Below are 25,242 nucleotides of genomic sequence, written 5' to 3' on the forward strand. Positions count from 1 at the left end.
CTTATCAAAAGATGTCAGATATATTTCCATGCTGAAGTGAAATTGAATTTATATTCAATAATGAAGAAAAATTTTAAAAAACTGATGATTATAAAGCTATGAATCCATTACTATATTTGATTAAATTCTTAATCTAATGCTTTTAATTATTTTTTGAAGCATTAATTGAGACAAAGAATATACCCATCATTAATAATGCATAACGCTGTAATGTTTATCATGCTAAATGACAAAAACTAATATTGTTAGAAGACATTAAACCCAAATAAACTTATTTAAAATTTTGTAATATCGTTAACCAATCATCACTTAATTTTGCATGAATAGTGATAGGGGTAGATGTAATGGGATGAATCATTTTAACAGTACTAGCATGTAACATCAGGCGCTTAATATCAAAATATTGACTAAAAGCTCGATTTTGATGAAGATCACCATGTTTACTATCACCTATGATAGGGTGAAAAATATGTTTAAGATGACGACGTAATTGGTGCTTTCTTCCTGTTTGTGGTTTTAATTCAACAAAGCTATATCTAGCTGTTTTATATTTACCCACTTCAATAGGCAACTCTATTTTACTCAAACCTTTATAAAAAGTTATAGCATCTTGGGCCGGCTTATCTTTACGAGTAAACTTATCAGCGATTTTATCCAACTCTTCAACTAAGGGATAATCAATGATTGCTTCATCATCAACATAACCACGTACAATAGCATGGTAAACTTTTTCTATTTGTTTGGATGCAAATTGTTCAGATAACAATCTTGCAATCTCACTAGATAAAGCAAAAATTAATACACCTGATGTTGGTCGATCAAGACGGTGGATGGGATAAACATGCTGTCCGATTTGATCGCGCAACGTTTGCATGACAACGACAGTTTCATTTTTATCAAGCCAGCTTCGGTGTACTAACCACCCTTCTGGCTTGTTGATTGCGATTAAATCATTATCTTGATAAAGAATTTCAAAGACCATCTTAAAATTAATATTTCTAATTTAAAAATATTTTTTCAAGTTCAGCGGCAATACTTGGGCTGTTATTATCGCCAATTGAATAATTGGCTTTTTCTTTGACTTCTTTATCCGCATTACCCATTGCTATGCCTAATCCTGCTATGGATAACATACTGATATCATTGTAACTATCACCAAAAGCTACAATTTCACTTAATTTGATATTTTCATGTTCAGCCCAATGCTTTAATCCGTTTCCTTTAGTATTCCCTTTTACCGCCACATCAGCACGATTTGACCATGACCATTCACAAGAAAACTCACCAAGCGCATCAACCGCATTTGAAAATTGTTTTAATGCTGAAATATCATGACTACTAGTCGCAAATTTGAAAATCAAATTTGCTTGATCAATCAGTTTCTCGAAGTCATCAACTTTTTTAACTTCTGGTTGTAGAAATTCAGGTAAAGACTTCACCCATTGAAAGAAACCTTCTAAATGATCATCAAGAACTTCATAATTCATAAACTGATCAGTATAAATCATAGTATGAATGCCATATTGGTTAACTAAATTTAACAATGTTTTTGCTTGTTGTTTAGTCATTGGTTTTGCAGCAAAGTTTTGCTGCTTTTCGAAATCGTATAAATAGGTTCCATTACAGCAAATCGCAGGTGTAGATAAATTTAGTTGGTAGTAATAAGGGTGAATAACGGTATGATGACGACCTGATACCAAAATGACTTTAATTCCTTTATCACTAATTCTTTGTATCATATCTACTGTTTCAGGAAGGATTAAACGATTACTACCAAGTAACGTACCGTCCATATCAAATGCGACTGCTTTATATTTCATAAGATTTCTCTTCCTCTTTCTTCTTAATACCCATTAATAGCTAATAATCTGATTGTTGGTAAATTATCAAAAGCTAAAAATCTATCTTTTGTCGCCCAACAAAGGAATGTGACAATGTCGTACCATCAACCATTTCAAGCTCTCCACCCACTGGTACACCGTGCGCAATGCGACTCGCAACGATATTAAATTCATTACACATTTGGGCGATATAATTAGCTGTAGCATCACCTTCAACAGTGGGATTGGTAGCTAAAATAACTTCACTAATTGATTCTGAACTTAACCTACTTTTTAAAAGGTCGAGACCAATATCACTCGGGCCAATACCATCAAGTGGTGACAGATGCCCCAGTAAAACGAAATAACGACCACTATACTGCCCTGTTTGCTCAATAGCAAAAATATCTGCTGGAGATTCAACCACACAGAGTTGATTGCTACTTTGTCGACGGATATTCGCGCAGATATTGCAGATCTCCTGTTCAGTAAAGGTTCGACATTGTTTGCAATGACCAATATTATTCATAGCCTCATTTAACTCATGAGCTAAATGGAGACCAGCTTGACGATTACGTTGTAATAGATGATAAGCCATTCGTTGTGCTGATTTTGGACCAACTCCAGGTAAGCAGCGAAGTGCGCTAATAAGTGATTCTAGTAACGGACTGATTTGCATGAATTAACCACATAATTAAAAGATGAATAATAATACCTTGTTTGAATTGTCTGTAAAACAAAAAATATTCTATTACTTTAATTTAAAAATAATTAATCTTTCATATATCACTAATAACAATTAGTAACTGAAAATTAAGCTTAATTGTGTTTTAGTTTATTTTTTCCTGCGACGATAAAAGCTTTTGGGCTCTTCGCCTTTTAATAGGCGCATTATGTTGCTACTATGGCGAATAATGATTAAGCATGAAAGCATTGTAACAGGTAATGTCAATTCTGGTTTAAATAACCAAACATATAAAGGTGCAAAAAGAAAACCGACTATTGCCGCGACAGAAGAATAACCCGTTGTAATTAATGTAAAAAACCAAGTCAACAAAAAGCAACCTGTAAAATCAAGTCCAATCGGCGCCATCATTCCTAACGCAGTTGCTACCCCTTTTCCACCACGAAAATGAAAAAAGCATGGAAAAATGTGTCCAAGACAAGCCGAAATACCAATAATACCTAAAAAGAAAGGTGATATTCCAAGTCGATAAGCAATATAGACCGGAATAGCACCTTTTAACATATCAAAGATTAATACAAAAACAGCAGGTAATCGCCCATTAATCCTTAATACATTTGTCGCACCGGGGTTATGAGAACCATATAAAGAAGGATTATGTAACTTCATCAAATGGCAAATTATCATAGCACCTGAAAGTGAACCACAGAGATAAGCAATAATGATCATTAGTATAATCTGTAATGACAAAACCCTTCTCCTATGGTTAACTTTATTTATATAACAATACTTACTACTTTTGCTTTTCCAGTAATGGTTTTAAGTATTTACCAGTATAAGATTTTTTCGATTTAGCAACGTCTTCTGGTGTTCCTTCGGCGATGATTTCTCCACCGCCACTACCTCCTTCTGGACCTAAATCGACAATCCAATCGGCAGTTTTGACAACATCTAAATTATGTTCGATAACTACAATAGTATTGCCTTTATCTCTCAATGAGTGTAGTTGAGCAAGCAATTGTTTTACATCCGCAAAATGTAAGCCCGTAGTTGGTTCATCTAGGATATAAAGTGTGCTACCAGTATCTCGCTTAGATAACTCTTTTGCAAGTTTTACTCGTTGCGCTTCACCTCCAGATAATGTTGTTGCTGATTGACCAATGGTAATATAAGCAAGACCAACATCAATTAAAGTCTGTAATTTGCGTGAAATCATCGGTACCGCGTCAAAAAATTCTCGACCTTCTTCAACAGTCATGTTGAGGATTTCATTAATCGACTTACCTTTGTATTTGATTTCTAATGTTTCTCGATTATATCGTGCGCCATGACACTGATCACAAGGTACATAGATATCAGGTAAAAAATGCATTTCAACTTTAATTAAACCATCACCTTGGCAAGCTTCACAGCGTCCACCTTTAACATTAAAGCTAAAACGTCCAGGATTATAGCCTCTTGCCCTGGCTTCTGGTACCCCTGCATAAAGCTCACGAATTGATGTAAAAAAGCCAGTATAAGTTGCTGGATTAGATCGTGGTGTCCGTCCAATTGGGCTCTGATCTATTGCAATAACTTTATCAAAAAAGTTTAATCCTTTAATTGATTTGAATGGTGCAATTTCGGTTTTTTCAGCGCCATTTAATTCGTTTTGAGCTAATGGATATAAGGTGTCATTGATTAATGTTGATTTACCTGATCCAGAGACGCCAGTAATACAAGTAAATAGCCCTACAGGAATGTTTAATGTGACATCTTTAAGATTATTTCCTGTCGCGCCAATCAATGATAACATCTTTTTCTTATCAACTTTATGACGTTTAGCTGGAATCTCAATTTTCTCTTTTCCAGAAAGATATTTACCAGTCAAAGAGTTCTTACTTGCCATAATCTGTTTTGGCGTACCTTGAGCAACAACTTCACCACCATGGACACCAGCGCCTGGTCCAATATCAATCACATAATCAGCAGCCATTATCGCTTCTTCATCATGTTCAACAACAATGACGGTATTACCTAAATCGCGTAAGTGAGTTAATGTATCAATCAAGCGACTATTATCACGCTGGTGCAAACCAATTGATGGTTCATCGAGAACATACATAACACCAACAAGCCCCGCACCAATCTGACTAGCCAGTCGAATTCGTTGTGCTTCCCCACCGGATAAGGTTTCAGCAGAACGTGACAGGGTTAAATAATTCAAACCAACATTAATTAAAAATTGCAGACGATCATTAATTTCTTTTAAAATCTTTTCGGCTATCTGCGCTCGTTGTCCGGTTAAAGTAAGCTTATCAAAGAAATCTTTAGCTTGTTGTGTACTTAAATCACTAATTGTTGGTAAATTAGTATCATTAATAAATACATGACGCGCAGTTCTACATAATCGTGAACCGCCACAACATGGGCAAGGACGATTACTGATATATTTAGCTAACTCTTCACGGATAGTTTGTGAATCAGTTTCTTTATAACGACGACTAAGATTATTGATGATCCCTTCAAAAGGGTGATTACGTTTAACGACATCACCACGATCATTGGTATAAACGAACTGTATTTCTTCATCACCAGAACCATTTAATAGAATATCTTTTACTTTGTCAGATAATTTTTCATATGGCTTATCGATATCAAATTTATAATGGTTTGCTAGCGATTTTAACATTTGAAAATAGTAGAAATTACGTCTATCCCATCCTTTGATCGCTCCGGCAGCTAAAGAAACTTCAGGCATTTGAACAATACGCTTTGGATCAAAATATTGTTGTACACCTAAACCGTCACATTCCGGACATGCACCAGCAGGATTATTGAATGAGAATAATCGCGGCTCAAGTTCTGGAATGCTATAACCACATATAGGACAAGCAAAATTGGCAGAAAATAGATGCTCTTCTGCTTTCGGATCATCTAAATTCGCGACTTTGACAATACCATTAGTTATGGAAAGCACTGTTTCGATTGATTCGGCTAAACGTAATTTCAAATCATCCCGAATTCGGAAACGGTCAACAACGACTTCAATTGTGTGTTTTTTCTGAAGCTCAAGTATTGGTGGATCTGAAAGGTCATAAACATCACCATCAACTCGAACTCGAATATAACCACTTGCTGCAAGTTGTTCAAATAATTTAACGAACTCACCTTTACGCTCAGTAACAACCGGCGCAAGCAACATATAGCGGTTTTCAGATGGCAGAGCCATAATACTATCAACCATTTGCGACACAGTTTGCGCAGCTAAGGGTAAATTATGATTTGGACAGCGTGGCTCACCGATTCGAGCAAATAAAAGTCGCAAATAGTCATAAATCTCAGTGATTGTTCCTACTGTTGAGCGAGGATTATGCGATGTTGATTTTTGCTCAATCGAAATGGCAGGAGATAATCCTTCAATATGATCGACGTCAGGCTTTTCCATTAGTGATAAAAATTGACGAGCATAAGCTGATAATGACTCAACATATCGCCTTTGGCCTTCAGCATATAAGGTATCAAATGCTAATGATGATTTACCAGAGCCGGAAAGACCGGTGATAACAACCAATTTATCTCTTGGTATAACTACATTTATATTTTTTAAATTGTGTGTTCTTGCACCACGAATATCGATATCTTTAATTGACATAGATCTCTTCTTATGTGTGTTTTTAAATAAATAAAATTAACTGTATATTATACCAGTATCAAGTGATTAAATATACAACTATATAGCTCAATAGGGTCTATTAGCAGAAATTCAATAATATAAGCCAAAATTGTCAATTAAATAGCACAAATTAAGCATTTTTTACCCCTCAAAAACCCCGTTCCTCAACTTTTTTTCAAAATAGATTAGAACTAAAAGTTATATTTCTATAACTCTAAATTATTGGTTTCTTGAATTTAATCATCTTACAATAAATCATTGATACACTTTTTTGATATAAGGAATAATTTTGAATAACGACGTTTTACAAGCATTAAATTTATTAAAATCGAAAAAATGGATAGATTTGACTCATGCATTTGATCACAATTCGCCCCATTTTTTTATGTTTAAACCGGCTGAAATAAAAACACTATTTGACCACAGTGATGGCTTTTTAGCGCAAAACTTTAGTTTTGCTGGTCAATATGGTACTCATTTAGATGCGCCAATTCATTTTGTTCCTAATACTCGTTATTTGCATGAACTTGAATTACAGGAATTAGTATTACCTCTAATCGTAATTGACCAATCTATACGTGCAAAGCAAGATCCCAATTTTTCTTTTTCTAAAGATGACGTTTTAGCTTTTGAAAAGCAACATGGGCAAATTGAAGCGGGTAGTTTTGTTGCGTTGAGAACTGACTGGAGTAAAAAATGGCCATCACAATCTGCAATGGAAAATAAAGATGAGGATGGAAACAATCAAATTCCAGGCTGGGGACTTGATGCATTAAAATTTTTATTTGAAGAACGAAAGATTAAAGCTATTGGCCACGAAACTTTTGATACCGATTCAGCAAAAGCATTTCGGGAAAATAATGCGCTAAAAGGCGAATACTATGTTTTAGAGCAAGATACTTATCAAGTAGAATTAATGACAAATTTAGATCAATTGCCAACCAAAGGCGCGGTTATCTTTAATATTGTAGCCAAACCAAATAACGCTTCGGGTTTTCCAGTACGCTCTTTTGCAATACTACCGTAATCTATTTTGCCTAAAAATCGATATTAAATATTTTTAGAGCCAAACTATTCTGATAGAAAAAACGGTCATTACTGACCGTTTTATTTACTAACCTTCAATTAGTTTTGGCGTAGCATCCAAAGGAATAATAGCACCTCGATACTGAATCACGGTACCGGCAACTAGGTGACCTTGGCTTGCTGATTGTGAAGGATTTTTACCACTTAAACGTGCAGCTAAATAACCCGCACTAAATGAATCCCCAGCTGCCGTGGTATCAATAACATCTTCTTTAGCGATTTTATTTGCTGGAACGTCAAAACGCCCTTCCACAGAATCAATAATACAACTATCGCTACCACGTTTAATGACCACTTCAGAAACACCAAACTTTTTAGTTCGTTCAATTACTTGTTCGTACGGTAACTTGCCCCATAATAAGTCTTCATCATCTAAAGTTAAAAACGCAATATCAGTAAATGATAAAATATCAGAATAGACACTTCGAGCTAAATCCAAGCTACTCCATAAACGTGGTCTGAAGTTATTATCAAAAATCACTTTACCACCATTGGCTTTAACTTGTTTTAATAGATCTAATAATTTGATAATACTTTCCGCATCTAAAATTGCAATACTGATACCACTTAGATAGACATAATCGTATTTAGCAATTTGCTCAGCAATTTTTGCTGTTTCAGCTGTTTTTAACCAAAATTTAGCAGCTGCATCATTACGCCAATAATAGAAAGAACGCTCACCCTGTTCATCAGTCACAATAGAATAAAGTCCTGGCATTTTATCAGACATTCTTTGTACCAAATCAGTTGAAATATGCTCTTTTTGCCAGCTATCAAGCATCTCTTGACTGAAAGGATCTGTTCCTAAACCAGTCACATAATGAATCGAAAAATCTTTATTTTTTAATAAACGAGATAAATAAACCGACGTATTAAGAGTATCTCCCCCAAAGCTACGGGTTGTTGAATCTTGTTTTATTGAAAGTTCAATCATACATTCGCCAATAACAGCGATTTTTGTTGTCATAGTGCTACCTAAAATCCTTACTTCTATTTATAAATAATCTAATGCGATTTTTACCACAACTTTACGAACCGTTGCAATCTTATTATCGACAGCACAAAGCGGTTTATGTACTTCATTAGGTAAAAATACAATAAAATCGTCTTTATGTAATACTAACATAGTTTCTTCGTTAGGTGTTTTGATAAAAGCGATATCATTTTCTGCTATTTTATCTTCTAATATTTGTGTATGAGGAGGTAGAGTGGAAACAGCCATTCCTTCTTGACCATCTAAAACAATTTGCACATCAATATACTTTTTATGGTACTCAGGGTTTGCTTCATGAATATATCTTAATGAATTGTCAGAAACCATAAAAAACATATTATCGCTGTCAATATCATAACGACCAGCTGGTGTATTGCTATTAACGTTGTCTTTTACATATTCAATTGATTGTTTAATCTTGGTAGGCAAATAAGGAATTAAATCCAAATGATTAACATTACCTAAAATCATACTTAACGGTCCTTAATTTCTCAAATGAGGTAATAACTTAAATTAGCTTTATCCGCTTTTATCAATAGCGAAGAAACCTATATAAAAAGAAGTATATACTTAAGTTAGTCATTTTTGTAGATCATTTAGCAATAAGTTTTTAAAGGTTTTTATGTTGTAATTGACATGCTATACTTCAAAAAAATCATAAAAAACTGAAAAAATGAAAACATTTGTAATAAATTTAGAAAGAGAACCCCAAAAAAAACAATATATACAACAAGAGTGTCAAAGATTAAAGCTTGATTTTGAAATTTATAATGCAGTCGATGGAAGTAAACTGACAGAATCATTCATTAAAAATAATGTTCTTGATTATCCAAATAATTTTTTAACTAAAGGTGAGATTGGCTGTGCACTTAGCCATTTTAATATCTATAAAAAAATTGTTGATGATAATCTACCTTATGCTTTGATTATTGAAGATGATTCAGTCATAGCTAACAATCTTCCTGATTTTTTAAACAGCTTTGAAACTAAAAATACCAAAAAAGGCATTTTTTTATTAACCGCCGACTTCCATTATCTGATTAATAAAAAATACATATTAGATAATTTCGAAATTGTTGAAGTTACTCGCGCTGTGAGAACCAACGGTTATATCATTACTAACGACGCAGCCAAAAAACTAATAAAATTCTTATTTCCTATTCGTTATGAAGCGGATATGTTCAAAGTTTTTAAATTATGTGCCAATATTAAATTGTATGCTACTTTACCGGCGTTAATAACAAGTAATGATGTATGTTCACTAAACTCATCAATCCATAATGAGCGAATACACCAAATCAAACAACGTTCAGAGTACAGAAAAAAATTATTTAAAAAAGACAAAAAGCAAAGACGGATCGCACTATGGTTTTGGAAGCACTTTATCAATCGTTTTGAAAAAACCAAATATTATATCGATTAAAGTAAGCATCACTTTTCTGTTATTTTTGATTTATATAAGATTCATGAAAAGATATTTTTCTTAATTAATACAATTAAGGTATTTATTTTTATTAATCGAATACGCTCAACCAATGAATACCAAGTTTTTAAGTTTATATCATAAGCCTTAAAACAATTATTATGAAATACCAATGATATAAAAAAGCCTTGATAAACAAGGCTTAAGATAAAAAGATTATATGGTATTTGTTGCAATTATTCCCACTCAATAGTGGCAGGCGGTTTTCCACTTATATCATATACAACTCGTGATATTCCATTGACTTCGTTGATAATACGATTTGATACTCGCCCTAAGAATTCGTAAGGTAAATGTGCCCAGTGAGCGGTCATGAAGTCGATAGTTTCAACAGCACGTAATGAGACAACCCAATCGTACTTACGTCCGTCTCCCATCACTCCAACTGAACGTACTGGTAAGAATACGGTAAATGCTTGGCTGACTTTGTGGTATAGGTCAGCTTTATAAAGTTCTTCGATAAAAATAGCATCGGCTTGACGCAGTAAATCACAATACTCTTTTTTCACTTCACCAAGAACACGCACCCCTAAACCTGGTCCTGGGAATGGATGACGGTAAAGCATATCGTAAGGTAAACCGAGTTCTAAACCAACTTTACGTACTTCATCTTTGAATAATTCTCTTAATGGTTCTACTAGCCCCATTTTCATATCTTCAGGTAAACCACCAACATTATGATGTGATTTAATCACGTGGGCTTTACCTGTATCAGCAGCAGCAGATTCAATGACATCTGGATAGATAGTACCTTGAGCAAGCCATTTGACATCTTTTAATTTTGCCGCCTCTTCATCAAAAACAGCGACAAATTCACGACCAATAATTTTACGTTTAGCTTCAGGATCAGCCTCTCCCTTCAGAGCAGCCATAAAGCGATCTTCGGCATTAATTGCGATAATATTTAACCCAAATTTATCACCAAACATATCCATGACTTGCTTTGCTTCATTTAAACGTAATAAGCCATGATCAACAAATACGCAAGTTAACTGCTCACCAATGGCTTGATGTAATAATAATGCAGTAACCGAAGAATCAACACCACCTGATAAACCTAATAATACTTTATCTTTACCGACTTTTTCTTTTATACGAGCAATTGCATCAGTAATAATAGAAGACGGTGTCCATAGCTTTTCACACTGACAAATATCAATAACAAAACGCATTAATAACTCTAATCCTTTAACCGTATGCGTAACCTCTGGATGAAACTGTACGCCATAAAACTGTTTTTCATCGTTGGCCATAATGGCGAATGGACAAGTTTCTGTTTGCCCAATTAAGGTAAATGTGTCAGGTAATGAAGTAACTTTATCACCATGACTCATCCATACATCAAGTTGCTCTATACCAGCATCATTGGTGCTATCTAAAATACCGTCTGTTAATTTTGATTTTGCAACAATATCAACTTTAGCATAACCAAACTCTCGTTGATTAGAAGCTGTAACTTGTCCACCCTTACCTACTTGAATTGCCATAGTTTGCATACCATAGCAGATACCTAACACGGGCACGCCAGCGTTAAACACATATTCTGGTGCTCGAGGGCTATTTTGGTCGGTAGTACTTTCAGGACCACCAGATAGAATGATACCTTTAGGGTTAAATTGTTTGATTTTTTCTTCCGAAACATCCCATGGCCAAAGTTCACAATAAACACCTATTTCACGAACCCGTCGAGCAATTAATTGGGTAACTTGCGAACCAAAATCAAGAATTAAAATACGTTGCTGGTGGATGTCATTTTTCATCAAATTTATTCCTAAACTATGGACTAATACAAAATCAAGGCGCTATTGTATCATTTACCGATTAAATTGAACGGATTAAATGAAAAACAATTGTAAATATTTTACATTAATATATTTTAAATCTGTTAAACATTTAATCTTGTTAATTTTATTAGATAATTAATTATATTAAAGAATCAAATACCTGACTATATAATACTTATTTATTCATTACGTTAATTGAGGAATTTTGAATAATCCCACAATTTTAATCTATGCAAAAAATTTTCTTTACCTATTTAATAAGTATACTTATAATAAGCTTACTTACTAAATATAGGAAAAAAATAATGAACACAATTTCAATCTCTTTCGTATTACCAACAAAGGCAAAACCATCTAAAATTTGGCAATACTATACCGATCTTAATTTAAGAAAATTATGGGAAACTGATCTTGAAGACTTTCGTATTTTTGGTGACTTGAAAACCGGCACTAAAGGTATTTTTAAATTACAAAATATACCAGAAATGGAAGTGACTTTATCAAAAATCATTGATGAGGAAGAATTTACTGAACAATTTGATATGCCTGAAATAGGTTTATTATTTTTCTCGCATCAAATTGTTGAAATTTCAGAAAATCAATATGCTTTGAAATCAGAGATTTCATTAAAACCAGATACAAAGATGGACACTAAAGCATCCTATGATTTTATAAAACAGATTTCTGATGATATTATTGATAAAACTTACAAATTAAATGGCTTAGTTGAAGGATAAATTATGGCAAAGGGCGATAAGTTTCTGACACAATTTCAAAATGATTCTCAATCAATTGGTTTTATTTTTATGAAAACTTATTCGTCCTGGCATACAAATATCAAAAGTTGTTTGAAAAAACAGTCTATCACTCATCCTCAATTTATCGTACTTGCAACACTTGCTTATTTATCACAATACAACGATGAAATAACACAAGTCACTCTATCCAATCGAACAAATATCGATGTGATGACAATCTCACAAATTTTAGAGAATTTAGAGAAAAAAGATTATATTGAGCGCCACTGTTCAAGCAAAGATAGTCGAGCAAAATCCATTCAACTAACACAAAAAGGGTTTGATAAAGCAAATGAAACTGTACCTTTAGTTGAACAAATAGATACAGAATTTTTTTCAACATTAAAGGATGATAAAAAACTATTTATGTCAATGTTATTAACACTATTAGAAAGTCAAGGTGAATAAAGTAATTATCCTCTATTATATTTATTCAAGTTTAAAACATTAAATGGCTTTAATTCATCTAAAAATCAATTTGTTAAGTATTAATAAATGAGTTCTATTTAACAAAAATTTCATTATAAAATGATTTGTTGAGTTAAATTTATTCCAATCTTAAAAATATCACTTTTGCCATTTGCAATAAGTTTTACGCGATGAACATTAAGCCATATTATTTTATTTAACTTGATTATTAGTTACTTTTTTATAAAAAAGTCTATACGTAATGCATGACTAGCCATTACGTATAGAACAGAGAAATAAACTTATAATTCTAAATTACCATTTATGTTCTATTCCAATATTTCCTTTATAGCCTTGATGCTTGGTACTTCCAAAATCATGTTCATAACGAGCATCACCATAAAGAAAATTATCTTTGCCTAATTCCGTTTTTATACCAACCCCCAATTCTCCCCAAGTAGTTGCATAATTTTCACGTAAACTATCTTTACCTATTGTGACATGAGTTGGCTTAATAAAGTCATGCCAAACATTACCAATTGCATAAATCGACATTATTTGTCGATCTGCTGCTTGATTATTATGGTCTACTCGTACACCTATTCTGCCACGCAATTGATCCTGATTATTCTGATCGACTTGACGATATTTATCTTTAAAACTATCCAAATTAAGATATTGATAAACAAGTTGAGCTTGAGGTTCGATTAACCATTGGCTTGAATCAAGTTGACTAAAGTTGAAGGCATGTCCGGCTTCTGCTGAAACAGCTACACCATACCCATTTTGATGGATAGAACGGGCTTCTTTTCGTGCATCATATTTATTGCGGATTGAAGAGAACTGTCCAACTAAATCTAAATAACTGTTATTAGCAGAAAAATAGGTATTAGTTAACCCAAGGCTAAATACTTCCGAAGTACCTTTTCCGGTTTTTTTGTTATGAGAAATTAAACCATTAACAGCACGATATTTATCGGAAAAATCAGTGTTAGCTTTAGTATATGAAAGATAAGCACCTGTATAATTGTGGCTTCCATCTTCAAATAAATTGTTTACCAGATCATGGCCAAGTTGTAATCCATAAACGTCAGTTTCTAAATTCAACCGTTTTTTTCCGTCTGATTTAAGATGTTTGCCTAATATTCTTCCCCAAGTTTCACTTAAATGTTCATCGCAAGTACTACAATTAGCTAAGTTAAAGTTAGCATATTCGCCTCTACGTTCATGCAAAGTACCAATACTTAATAATCCTTGTTCTTGGTTTACTCGTGGCATTGATACATAACCAGAAACGGCATTTGAATAGATCACCTTCTTAGGTGGTTTTACTGGTTCAACTGGTTCAACGGGTTTGACTGGTCCAACTGGGCCAACGGGTTCACCTGGATTACTTGCCTTCATAGTCCAATAGTATTCATCACCATTAGTTGTTTGACGTTTTGCCAATTGAACTTCTGTTGCACCTGTCGTTTGTGCATCACCAGTAAAATTGCTTTCTGAGCTTGAAGTTCCGACATTAATAACAGGAATACTATTCAATATTGCAGCAACTTGCTTTATGTTACCATCAATAAAATTTTCAGTCCCATTTGCATTAACAGGAATAACTTTAGTAACACCACTGGCAGCTCCAGTAATTTTTAGTAAGTCTGATTGTGAAGTATTATTATTCCATAACGTATTCATCTTAACTATTGCATTATTCGATGCCGAGTAATTACCTTGAATAGTTAAACTATCATTATATTTTCCATGGGAATGATTATCTAAACTAATAATACCACCATCACTAATAACATTACCTTGTAAAATAAACTCATTTGCGCCCGCATCATCAAATGCAGCATTAAGTAACGCACCATTTGATAAGGTTAAATTATCAAATAAAGCAGTTTTACTGGTATCATTTGCTTTCAAGTTCCAAGTAAAGCCATTATTTAAGTTTAAGTTGAGTGTAGGCGTTTTATTGGCATCTAAAACTTCACCCTCTTCAGTTTTAACTAAACCTTTATAAACCAGCCCAGTCATACTTCCCTTGTCAGAAGCATTAAAGGTAACTGATGACGCTTGATAATCATCATGACTTTGTTCTGTTCCAGTTTGATCATAGGTATTTGAAAAGAACTGATAACCAGATGCGGTATAATTTCCACTCACGTTAAGAATATAACCCGCATCATTTGCTGTTAGATCAGTTTTATCACCGGTAAAAGATAATACAGTATCGACTTGACCTTGATCGACAAAAATTAAATCTTTGCGACCAACAGAACCACTGATAACCGGGTCAGCACTAGTACCATTGGTAGTAAATATCGCATTTTTAAAGCTTGCACTTACACCATGTGATGCAGCCTGTTCAAATACACCACTTGAATTCGCATCATCATGAGTCCCGATTTCAAGTGCATAACCATTTGTTTTGATGATTGTCGAACTATCGTCATAATCTGCTTTTAATAAAGAATTGCGAACCATCTTAATACCAGAACCATTTAAAGCATTTGTAGTATCAATATTAAGTTCACCATGAGATTCTAAAATACCAGCACCTTCACCAGTATTACGCGTCTTTCCTAATTTGACACCCACACTGTCCCAGTTCAATGATGAACTATCGCTACCTTTATTCAACACTATGCTATTTTTAGCGCCTTTTAAAATCACTATTGGTGTTAATTGACCATCAGCACCAGTATCATTCGCGCCACCATGATTGGTTGCATTACCCGATACATAAATACCGATGGCGCGATTACCAGTCAAAGTCATATCCAAATCATCATTAACAATAACTCGCCCTGCAGAACCTTGACCATTATTGTCATATGCACCTTGAATAGCACGAATACCATTATTTAATATTGGAGAGGTTTTACCACCTGATGTTGTTTGGTTGATCGTCAGTTTATCAACTGTGACTGTGCTATATTTACCATTATAGGCGTTTCTCTCACCGGCATTTGCAGCTGAACCGGTTAATATCCCATAAGCAGCCACACCACCACTAGAGTTACGACCACGTGTATAGTTATCAGTTATATTTAATACAACATCTTTAGCAGTGATATCGACATTGTGATAAGTCGTAAGCCCCATCACATTACCATCATTCTTTATAGTAAAATTTAAATTGCCCGCTTTAATTGAGCCACCAGAAACACCATAAGTATATTGGTTACCTAAGCCAGTATAATCGGCACTGACATTTGCAGTAAGGGTCGTATCACCCACATTTAGTTGTTCATGCAGTTTACTTCTAGTTAAAATATAAAAACCAGCATTACCACTTTGCGTTGCAGTAGCAGCATTTATATTATTACAACTAGGAGCGTCTTGGCCTACTAAATAAGATCCATCAGGATTTGGTGTACAATCTAACGCAAATAAAGAGGTTGAGGCTGATAAAATTGAAACAGTTATCGCTACTTTACTAACACGTCGTGCCAATTCAGAACAAACTATGCTAGTACCAGTTAGAAAATTAAATTTTGTTTGGTATATTTGATTCATAATTCTTTCCTTATAGACTCTAACATTGAACTTTTTTTACAACGGTGTTTGTTTTTGACTTGTGGTAACCGAAAAAGCAGAGATTATTTTTTAGAACTTTTTTACAAATAGATTTCAACAAGAAAGATTCATTCCGTCCAAATGGGCAAAAGAAAGATAAAAGCCATAATTGTTTACTTTCATCTTTCTTATTACATTGAACAAAATTCACATAACTTTTCGTTTTGTTTAGATATTCCCGTTCCTCATCTTTATTTAAATATGCCCAATTGAGATAACCGAGTGGTCGATTATTTTTAATGAGTAAAATAAAATTCCTAGACTGAATAGTAGGCAGTAAAGTTTCCAATGCTGAACTTATGGCAACATTTCTATAATTGGAATTCCTGTTCCATAACCAAACCATGGCGCCTAATACTTCGGCTTCATTCCATGAAGTATCATGATAAATGCTGGGTGCAATGACTCTAATGGAGTCCTGATTAAGACAATTCATTCCGTTATACCTTTATATTTTTAATTAAAAATAATATTGAAAATAAAACTTATCTTTCTTAAAACTTAGGAATATAAAAACAGCTTTGCTTAATCTTTAAACAGGTAATGAAATGGACAAATAATTAACAAATTGATTAAATTAGGGAGATATAGACCATGTATAGTCATATAGCTTGAATAAATTAATCAAAAAGAACTTTATAATGTATAGAATTGGAACAAAAAACAGCGCTAAATAATGTATAACTTACATCATCCTTAACTAATTTCGTCACTTTATGTGATTGGGCTTATCGGACAGATAAAAAATGAGAGGTCTGTGAAAAACCTCTCATAAATTTAAACATAAATATTAATAATTTACTAGCTATTTTTTTCTTGCGCGGATTGAATTGCAGTTAATGCAATTGTATAAACAATATCATCAACTAACGCACCACGAGACAAATCATTAACAGGCTTACGCATACCTTGTAACATAGGTCCAATTGAAACAAGATCAGCTGAACGTTGTACAGCTTTGTAAGTTGTATTACCAGTATTTAAATCAGGGAATATAAACACCGTCGCTTTACCTGCAACTTTAGAATTTGGCGCTTTTGATTTCGCAACATCAGGCATAACCGCAGCATCATATTGTAAAGGACCATCAATCATTAAATCTGGGCGTTTTTCTTGAGCAATACGTGTTGCTTCTTTCACTTTTTCAACATCAGCACCTTGACCAGAACTACCGGTTGAGTAAGAGATCATCGCCACACGTGGTTCAATACCAAAAGCAATAGCAGTATCAGCAGATTGAATAGCGATTTCAGCAAGTTCTTGCGCATTTGGATCTGGATTAATAGCGCAATCCCCATAGATATAAACTTGATCAGGCATTAACATAAAGAACACCGATGAAACAAGCGAACTACCTGGAGCAGTTTTGATTAATTGTAGCGGAGGGCGAATAGTATTGGCCGTAGTATGAACAGCACCAGAGACTAAACCATCAACCTCATTTGCTTCAAGCATCATTGTACCAAGCACAACATTATCAGCTAATTGCTCACGCGCAATAACTTCAGTCATACCTTTGTTTTTACGTAATTCAACTAAACGAGGTACATATTTATCACGAATGCGTTCTGGGTCAACAATTTCAACACCTGCACCTAAAGTAACACCTTGCGACGCAGCCACTTTACGGACTTCATCAGGATTACCAATTAACACACACTTAGCAATATGACGCTCTGCACAAATTGCAGCTGCTTTAATTGTTCTCGGCTCATCCCCTTCTGGTAACACCACCACTTTTTTCGCATTACGTGCAAGCTCAGTTAATTGATAACGGAATGCTGGAGGAGATAATCGACGAGCAGAACTAACCACTTCATTCAATGATTTAATCCAACTTGGATCAATGTGATCGGCAACAAAATTCTGAGTATTATCCATACGTTCTTTATCATCGACCGGGATTTCTAAATTGAATTGTTGTAAATTGATTGAAGTTTGGAATGTATTGGTTTTAACAGTAAATACTGGTAATCCTGTATCAAAAGCAGGTTGACACAATTTATAGATTTTTTCATCAATATCATAGCCACCAGTCAATAATACACCACCAATAGCAACACCATTCATTGCAGCTAAACAGATTGTTACTAAAACATCAGCACGATCAGCTGAAGTTACTAATAACGCGTTCGGTTGAAGGTGATTAATAATATTTGGAACGCTACGAGAACAGAAAGAAACATGTTTAATTCGACGATTTTTAATACCGCCTTCATTAATGATTTTAGCTTGTAAATGATTAGCAATGTCATATGTACGACAAGAACTTAAATCGATGTTCCAAGGAATACAGCCAAGTACAGGTAATGGGCTATGCTCGCTTAAATCATTAATTGTAATTTTCTTACCATCAAATTTAGGTGTATGATAAATTTCAACAACATCTGGACGAGCGAGATTTTGTTCTTCTACTGGTGCATTGACTTTGTTAACAATCACACCAATAATCTTATCATTTTTGATGCCACCAAAATTAGAACGAGCAATCTCAATGCGTTCTTTTAACTGCTCTGGATCATCTTTACCCATATTAACCACAAAAATAATCTCAGCGCCTAAAGTTTTCGCGATGTTATTATTTAGTTCATTAGCAAATGGATAATCAATAGTTGGTACAATACCTTCAACTAAAACAACATCTGCACCTTTAGTATTTTCTGCATATAGTGCAACGATTTCTTCCATCAAAACATCTTGTTGATTCAAACCTAATAAGTTTTCAACATAACTCATTTTTAAAGGTTTCAAAGTTGGAATCGATGTATTATTACTAACTAAAGTCGTTGTATTATCAGGCGCATCACCACCTGCTCTTGGTTGGGCAACTGGTTTAAATACATTTAAGTTAATACCTTGACGTTCCATTGCTCGAATAACACCAAGACTTACACCCGTTAATCCAACATTGGTACCAGTTGGAATCAGCATAATGGTACGAGACATAATAAGTTTCCTCTTAATTCTTTATTAAATCCAAAAACAAACCGCCTTAACGGCGGTTTTAAAGTGCTTAAGCTGTTAAGCGTGCTGCATCTTGTGCGATGACAAGTTCTTCATTGGTAGGAATAACCATTGCAATAGCAGAACCATCTTTAGTGATCACACCACCGTTACCAAAACGTGCAGCTAAATTACGTTCTTTATCAATCTCAAAACCAAGTATACTTAATTTTTCTAAAGTTTTACGACGAATACATTCAGCATTTTCACCAATACCACCAGTAAACACGATTGCATCTAAACGGCCGTCTAACAACATCGCATAACCACCAATGTATTTGACTAAACGGTGAACAAATACTTCTAAAGCATTTTTAGCATTTTCGTCTTTATCTGCATTATCTGTTACATAACGGCAATCGCTACTTACACCAGTTAAACCTAATAATCCTGATTTTTTATTTAATAAATTATTAATATCAGCAACTGACATATTTAAATTGTCATGTAAAAAGAACATGATAGCAGGATCGATATCACCACTTCGTGTCCCCATAACTAAACCTTCAAGTGGTGTTAAGCCCATAGAAGTTTCAATACTTTTACCGTTTTTCACAGCAGTGATTGAAGCACCATTACCTAAGTGGCATGTAATCACATTCGTTTGATCAACAGGTTTATTTAATAATTTTGCAGCTTCTCGGCTGACATAATAATGACTAGTACCATGAGCACCATAACGGCGAACACCGTACTTAGTATATAATTCATTAGGAATTGCATATAAATATGCTTCTTTAGGCATTGTAGTATGGAAAGCTGTATCAAATACTGCAACATTTTTATTTTTTAAATGAGGAAATGCAATAAAAGCTTCGCGAATACCAATTAAATGTGCTGGATTATGTAAAGGCGCAAAAGCAGAAGCTTCTTCAATACCTTTTAAAACGGAATCATCAATCACAACTGATTGGGTATACTTCTCACCACCATGAACAATACGGTGCCCAATTGATTTTATGCTGTCTAATAATTCTGGTTTTTGTGGAAAAATGTTATTAACAATGAATTTAATCGCTTCGCTATGTGCTGCACCAGCTCCTAAAGAAGCTTCTTGCTTTTCACCATCTAATTTCCATTTGATACGAGCATCAGGAAGGTGAAAACATTCAGCTAAACCAGATAAAAACTCATCACCATTTTCAGGGTTAATAATAGCAAATTTTAAAGATGAACTTCCACAATTCAGAACGAGAGCGTTATTACTTGATGACATAGTAATTCCTATAAATTGAATAAAAGATTTTTACCAATCAATATTGGCAACTCTACACATTAATCAATGTGTTATATAAGGCGACTTCTGATATCTTGAAATTTGAGATAAAATAAAGAGAGCCCCCAATTTGAATGGCACTATTTTAAGACAATAAAATGTGAATGTCGAGGAATCCAAACCAGATGAACTTAGTTAAAATTTTTAAGGCAGGTCAAATATATATGGATATTTGCCCAAAAGATAAAGCCCTATCCTATTCATTTCCTGAATTAAAAATTATTAACTACATCAAAGTTGCAAAAAAAATTTTACCGCCGATCATCATCGGCTTAATTCTTTGGCAATATTATTTACCCGCGCAATTAGCGGTAACAGCAATCACAATTCTATTTGCCTTAAGTTTACCTATTCAAGGGATCTTGTGGTTAGGATATCGTTCTCAATCGCCATTACCGCTCAACTTAATTGACAGCTACAACCGAATCAAATTGCAATTAATTGAAAAAAAGATATTAAGTCCGAATAAAAATCCAAATGAAAAATTAACTTTTGAATCGTTAATGAAACTAATAAACTTATCTAAAATTCATTTAGGGAATTATTTTGGGCAAAATGACGATAACCAACCATAAAGATATATCCATGCAAAAATTTTTGGAAAAATTGAAAAATCAAATAAACGAGCTTGAGCAGCAGTTGAACTTATCCGAACAACAAAGCTATCAAGAGCATTATTTTGATGAGCATCTGTTTAACACCAGTAAAATTGAAACCGACAATCAATTCTATTTAGATAAAGTAAAGCAAACCTATCTAGCACTTTGTGATGCAGTACTTTCAGAAAAACGTACACAAATCGAATTTTTATCAGAAAGACTTATAAACCAAATTACCGCCCTAACACGTGAGCTTGCCACAGTACATTTACGTAAACAAACTACTGGCCATATTATTACAGAAACATTAGCTGAAAAACATTCAAGACATTTAGATTATTTACGACGATTACAAGAGATGAAATATGAGCTCGAACTCTCTTTAGAGTCAATAGAACACACCAAAATCGCTGCCCTTGATAATCGAATATACCGCTGCGAACAAGCTATTAAAAGGATTGAATTAGACATGGAAAATAGTTTCATTGAATAATGGTTTCATAGATAATCATAAATTTCTGAATATTTGATGATCAACGATTACCTAACTTAAAATAATGTCTTAACAAAACACGCCTGAATATAGCGTATATGTAAATTCACATTTCAATACTATAGTAAGATCCCAGCACTAAAAAAGATACCAGCTAGTCAAAATAAAGGCCCTTATATCAAAAATGCATATGAATATAATTAATAATTAGTATCATCTTTTCAGTTCAATCTATAATATAGTCATCAACATTAATTACTTGCCACCACTTTTGAATCTAAGAATAAACTAATAAGGACTTTTTCCATGAGTAAGATATTTGATGATAACTCACAAACCATCGGCCATACTCCCCTAGTTCGATTAAAACATTTTGGGAATGGTAATATATTAGCTAAAGTCGAATCTCGTAATCCAAGTTTCAGCGTCAAATGCCGAATTGCATCAAATATGATTTGGGATGCAGAAAAACGTGGTTTACTTAACCCTGACGTCGAACTTATAGAGCCAACTAGTGGTAATACTGGTATCGCATTAGCTGCTGTTGCCGCTGCTCGTGGTTATAAATTAACCTTAACCATGCCAGAAAGCATGAGTATTGAACGCCGCAAACTTCTAAAAGCGTTAGGTGCAAACCTTGTATTAACTGAAGCTGCCAAGGGAATGAAAGGTGCGATTGAAAAAGCGGAAGAAATCGTTGCTAGTAATCCCAAACACAATATTATGCTCCAACAATTTAGCAATCCCGCCAATCCAGAAATTCACGAAAAAACCACAGGGCCAGAAATTTGGCTTGATACAGATGGTAAAATCGACATTTTCGTTGCAGGAGTGGGAACTGGTGGAACCTTTACTGGTGTAACAAAATACATCAAAAAAGTTCAAGGAAAAAACATTACGGCTGTCGCAGTTGAGCCAACTACCTCACCTGTAATTACACAAGCACTTGCCGGCGAACCCATCAAACCTGGCCCACATAAAATTCAAGGTATCGGAGCTGGTTTTATTCCTGGAAATTTAGATTTGAGTTTGATTGATTTGGTCGAAAAAGTATCTAACGAAGAAGCAATCGAAACAGCTCGCATTATAATGGAAAAAGAAGGTATCTTAGCAGGAATTTCATCCGGTGCTGCAGTATTTGCAGCTGATCGTTTGGCTCGATTACCAGAAAATGCGAATAAAACCATCGTGGTAATATTACCCTCTTCAGGTGAACGTTACCTTAGTACTGATTTATTTAGTGGTATTTTCACTGAAAAAGAACTTGGTTAATTATCCTATAAACGCAAAACACCGCCTGTTGGCGGTGTTTGATTAAAAATCGGATAATTCAAATTAGAATAAATCAAATTAATTATCTTGAACAATACCAAAATGTCGATAAGCATGTGGTGTTGCAATCCGTCCTCTTGGTGTTCTTTGGATATAACCTTGCTGAATCAAAAACGGCTCTAACACATCTTCAATCGTTTCACGTTCCTCACCAATTGCTGCAGCAATATTATCTAATCCTACTGGACCACCCATAAATTTTTCGATGATGGCAAGAAGTAACTTACGATCCATATAGTCAAAGCCTTCATTATCCACATCTAACATATCTAAAGCTTGAGTCGCAATACGCTCATCAATCACACCTTTGGATTTAACATCCGCATAATCTCTCACACGTCGCAATAAACGATTAGCAATACGAGGCGTTCCGCGTGAGCGTTTAGCTATTAAAAAGGCACCCTCTTTGGAAAGATCTAAACCTAAAAACTTAGCACTACGACTAACGATATACTCCATATCCTCAACACGGTAAAACTCAAGGCGTTGCACAATCCCAAAACGATCGCGTAATGGCGATGTTAACGAACCCGCTCGAGTAGTGGCGCCAATAAGCGTAAAGGGCGGAAGATCGATTTTAATTGAACGTGCGGCTGGACCTTCACCAATCATAATATCGAGCTGATAATCTTCCATAGCAGGATATAATATTTCTTCAACAACTGGAGATAAACGATGGATTTCATCAATAAACAGCACATCATTAGGCTCGAGATTGGTTAACATTGCAGCCAGATCACCTGCTTTTTCCAACACTGGGCCAGAGGTAGTGCGCAAATTAACATTCATTTCATTAGCAACAATATTAGCTAAAGTCGTTTTACCAAGACCTGGAGGACCAAAAATTAAAACATGATCAAGCGCATCACTACGTTGCTTGGCAGCCTGAATAAAGATTTTCATCTGCTCTCGCACTTGAGGTTGACCAATATACTCATCCAAATATTTAGGACGAATAGCCCGATCTAACGACTCTTCTTCTTTTTGAGCCTGTGGCGCAATTAAACGATCCGCTTCAATCATCATCGTTCCCTATTTTCTTTATAATGCTGACTTTAATGCTTCACGTATTAGCATTTCACAATCCATGTCTGGCTTAATGACTTTACTAATAATACGACTTGCTTCTTGTGGTTTATAACCCAAAGCGATAAGTGCCGAAACGGCTTCACCTTCAATCTGACTTGAGGATTTTTTAAGACTTCCAGTCTCAACAGTTACGTTTACATTAGCTAACTCGTCACCAAACCGTTTAACTCGATCCTTCATTTCGACAATCAATCGTTCAGCCGTTTTAGTGCCCACGCCAGGTAATTTAACTAACGTCTTGATTTCACCTTGCTCAACTGCACTAATAAATTGCCCTGCTGACATTCCTGATAAAATTGCTAACGCTAATTTGGGACCAACACCATTCACTTTAATCAACTCACGAAACAATTCACGCTCTTGTTCATGATTAAAGCCATACAGCACTTGAGCATCTTCACGAACGGCAAAATGAGTTAACACAATCACTTCTTTACCATTATCAGGTAATTCATAAAAACAGGTCATTGGCATAAAAACTTCATAGCCAACACCACCAACTTCAATTAACACTTTGGGTGGTTGCTTTTCAATAATGATTCCACGTAAACGACCTATCACAATATATCCTTAATAAATAATGTCAATTAAACAACATTGATCAATCAGTATTAAACGAAAACTCTCGTTCAACATCAGCCTAATTATTATGATCAAAATTGAATGTGAATTAAAAAAACAATTGTGAGTTAGTTTACCTGATAGGAGGAAATTAATAAAGACAAACTGTATAAATAAACAGTCAGTAGACAAAAATATTGCCGACAAAAGTCAGCAATATCAGAAAAATAGAGTTAAAGATTCAAATTAGAATGGCATTTTAAAACCAGGTGGTAATTGCATTCCACCAGTAACTTGAGCCATACGCTCTTTTTGAGCTTCTTCCAAACGGCGAGTAGCATCATTATAGGCTGCAGCGATAAGATCTTCTAACATCTCCTTATCATCTTCGGTTAATAAAGACGGATCGATATCAACGCGTTTACAACTATGTGCACCATTTACAGTAACTTTAACGATACCCGCGCCAGACTCTCCAGTAACCTCTAATTTAGCAATCTCTTCCTGAGCTTGCTGCATTTTTGCTTGCATTTGTTGGGCTTGTTTCATCAAATTGCCCAAACCACCTTTTCCACCTGGAAACATAATTATTCCTCATTAA

General features: G+C 34.5%; 22 protein-coding genes. 7 read left to right on the forward strand and 15 right to left on the reverse strand.

Going from position 1 to position 25,242, the window contains the following annotated elements:
• Positions 1-271 precede the first annotated feature (271 nt).
• From truC to uvrA, 5 genes are all read right to left on the reverse strand, one after another.
• Positions 272-982: a tRNA pseudouridine(65) synthase TruC gene (truC, locus tag J3U27_RS09340; RefSeq protein ID WP_220225989.1), complete on the reverse strand. Its 711-nt coding sequence runs from the start codon at positions 980-982 to the stop codon at positions 272-274.
• Between the two features lie 16 nt (positions 983-998).
• A complete protein-coding gene (locus J3U27_RS09345) occupies positions 999-1,820 on the reverse strand; it encodes a pyridoxal phosphatase (protein ID WP_267377317.1) in 822 nt (273 codons plus the stop codon).
• 73 nt (positions 1,821-1,893) lie between these two features.
• Entirely contained in the window at positions 1,894-2,499 is a 606-nt protein-coding gene (recR, locus tag J3U27_RS09350; RefSeq protein WP_267377318.1) for a recombination mediator RecR, read from the reverse strand.
• Positions 2,500-2,655: 156 nt separating this feature from the next.
• Positions 2,656-3,255 (reverse strand): glycerol-3-phosphate 1-O-acyltransferase PlsY, encoded by a 600-nt coding sequence (plsY, locus tag J3U27_RS09355; protein WP_267377319.1) that lies wholly within the window; start codon positions 3,253-3,255, stop codon positions 2,656-2,658.
• A gap of 43 nt (positions 3,256-3,298) precedes the next feature.
• The gene (gene uvrA, locus J3U27_RS09360) at positions 3,299-6,133 is read right to left on the reverse strand and encodes an excinuclease ABC subunit UvrA (protein ID WP_416380560.1); all 2,835 of its coding nucleotides are present in this window, start codon (positions 6,131-6,133) and stop codon (positions 3,299-3,301) included.
• A gap of 316 nt (positions 6,134-6,449) precedes the next feature.
• Between uvrA and J3U27_RS09365 the strand changes: the two genes are divergently transcribed.
• Entirely contained in the window at positions 6,450-7,187 is a 738-nt protein-coding gene (locus J3U27_RS09365; protein WP_267377320.1) for a cyclase family protein, read from the forward strand.
• Between the two features lie 87 nt (positions 7,188-7,274).
• Here the strand turns inward: J3U27_RS09365 and J3U27_RS09370 are convergent, their stop codons facing one another.
• Both J3U27_RS09370 and J3U27_RS09375 read right to left on the reverse strand, forming a co-directional pair.
• The gene (locus J3U27_RS09370; protein WP_065563538.1) at positions 7,275-8,213 is read right to left on the reverse strand and encodes a sugar kinase; all 939 of its coding nucleotides are present in this window, start codon (positions 8,211-8,213) and stop codon (positions 7,275-7,277) included.
• 27 nt (positions 8,214-8,240) lie between these two features.
• A complete protein-coding gene (locus tag J3U27_RS09375; protein ID WP_267377321.1) occupies positions 8,241-8,711 on the reverse strand; it encodes a YhcH/YjgK/YiaL family protein in 471 nt (156 codons plus the stop codon).
• 202 nt (positions 8,712-8,913) lie between these two features.
• On the opposite strand from J3U27_RS09375, the gene J3U27_RS09380 reads away from it, so the two are divergent.
• Positions 8,914-9,663 (forward strand): glycosyltransferase family 25 protein, encoded by a 750-nt coding sequence (locus J3U27_RS09380; RefSeq protein WP_267377322.1) that lies wholly within the window; start codon positions 8,914-8,916, stop codon positions 9,661-9,663.
• A gap of 236 nt (positions 9,664-9,899) precedes the next feature.
• Here J3U27_RS09380 and guaA read toward each other — a convergent pair whose 3' ends face one another.
• The gene (gene guaA / locus J3U27_RS09385) at positions 9,900-11,483 is read right to left on the reverse strand and encodes a glutamine-hydrolyzing GMP synthase (RefSeq protein ID WP_267377323.1); all 1,584 of its coding nucleotides are present in this window, start codon (positions 11,481-11,483) and stop codon (positions 9,900-9,902) included.
• 329 nt (positions 11,484-11,812) lie between these two features.
• On the opposite strand from guaA, the gene J3U27_RS09390 reads away from it, so the two are divergent.
• Both J3U27_RS09390 and J3U27_RS09395 read left to right on the forward strand, forming a co-directional pair.
• Positions 11,813-12,244, forward strand: coding sequence for a hypothetical protein (locus J3U27_RS09390; RefSeq protein WP_267330751.1), 432 nt, complete (start codon positions 11,813-11,815; stop codon positions 12,242-12,244).
• Between the two features lie 3 nt (positions 12,245-12,247).
• Entirely contained in the window at positions 12,248-12,712 is a 465-nt protein-coding gene (locus J3U27_RS09395; protein WP_267330750.1) for a MarR family winged helix-turn-helix transcriptional regulator, read from the forward strand.
• Between the two features lie 315 nt (positions 12,713-13,027).
• On the opposite strand, the gene J3U27_RS09400 is transcribed toward J3U27_RS09395, so the two are convergent.
• From J3U27_RS09400 to J3U27_RS09415, 4 genes are all read right to left on the reverse strand, one after another.
• Positions 13,028-16,228, reverse strand: coding sequence for an autotransporter outer membrane beta-barrel domain-containing protein (locus tag J3U27_RS09400; protein WP_267377324.1), 3,201 nt, complete (start codon positions 16,226-16,228; stop codon positions 13,028-13,030).
• Between the two features lie 19 nt (positions 16,229-16,247).
• A complete protein-coding gene (locus J3U27_RS09405; RefSeq protein ID WP_065734034.1) occupies positions 16,248-16,724 on the reverse strand; it encodes a toxin-activating lysine-acyltransferase in 477 nt (158 codons plus the stop codon).
• Positions 16,725-17,089: 365 nt separating this feature from the next.
• Entirely contained in the window at positions 17,090-19,234 is a 2,145-nt protein-coding gene (pta, locus tag J3U27_RS09410) for a phosphate acetyltransferase (protein WP_065734033.1), read from the reverse strand.
• 67 nt (positions 19,235-19,301) lie between these two features.
• Positions 19,302-20,507: an acetate kinase gene (locus tag J3U27_RS09415; protein WP_065563049.1), complete on the reverse strand. Its 1,206-nt coding sequence runs from the start codon at positions 20,505-20,507 to the stop codon at positions 19,302-19,304.
• 185 nt (positions 20,508-20,692) lie between these two features.
• Between J3U27_RS09415 and yfbV the strand changes: the two genes are divergently transcribed.
• The 3 genes from yfbV to cysK all read left to right on the forward strand — a co-directional run bounded on the left by yfbV (position 20,693) and on the right by cysK (position 22,931).
• A complete protein-coding gene (yfbV, locus tag J3U27_RS09420; RefSeq protein WP_065734032.1) occupies positions 20,693-21,142 on the forward strand; it encodes a terminus macrodomain insulation protein YfbV in 450 nt (149 codons plus the stop codon).
• Positions 21,143-21,152: 10 nt separating this feature from the next.
• The gene (gene priC / locus J3U27_RS09425) at positions 21,153-21,659 is read left to right on the forward strand and encodes a primosomal replication protein PriC (RefSeq protein WP_220225978.1); all 507 of its coding nucleotides are present in this window, start codon (positions 21,153-21,155) and stop codon (positions 21,657-21,659) included.
• Between the two features lie 306 nt (positions 21,660-21,965).
• Entirely contained in the window at positions 21,966-22,931 is a 966-nt protein-coding gene (gene cysK / locus J3U27_RS09430; protein ID WP_065563046.1) for a cysteine synthase A, read from the forward strand.
• A gap of 78 nt (positions 22,932-23,009) precedes the next feature.
• On the opposite strand, the gene ruvB is transcribed toward cysK, so the two are convergent.
• The 3 genes from ruvB to J3U27_RS09445 all read right to left on the reverse strand — a co-directional run bounded on the left by ruvB (position 23,010) and on the right by J3U27_RS09445 (position 25,226).
• Positions 23,010-24,014: a Holliday junction branch migration DNA helicase RuvB gene (gene ruvB / locus J3U27_RS09435; RefSeq protein ID WP_267377325.1), complete on the reverse strand. Its 1,005-nt coding sequence runs from the start codon at positions 24,012-24,014 to the stop codon at positions 23,010-23,012.
• Between the two features lie 18 nt (positions 24,015-24,032).
• A complete protein-coding gene (gene ruvA, locus J3U27_RS09440) occupies positions 24,033-24,641 on the reverse strand; it encodes a Holliday junction branch migration protein RuvA (RefSeq protein ID WP_220225976.1) in 609 nt (202 codons plus the stop codon).
• A 246-nt stretch (positions 24,642-24,887) separates the two neighbouring features.
• Complete coding sequence (locus tag J3U27_RS09445; RefSeq protein WP_065563043.1) at positions 24,888-25,226, reverse strand: YbaB/EbfC family nucleoid-associated protein; 339 nt, start codon at positions 25,224-25,226, stop codon at positions 24,888-24,890.
• Positions 25,227-25,242: the final 16 nt, after the last annotated feature.

It is taken from the genome of Gilliamella sp. B2911 (assembly GCF_026536965.1).
Classification (GTDB): Bacteria; Pseudomonadota; Gammaproteobacteria; order Enterobacterales; family Orbaceae; genus Gilliamella; species Gilliamella apicola_E.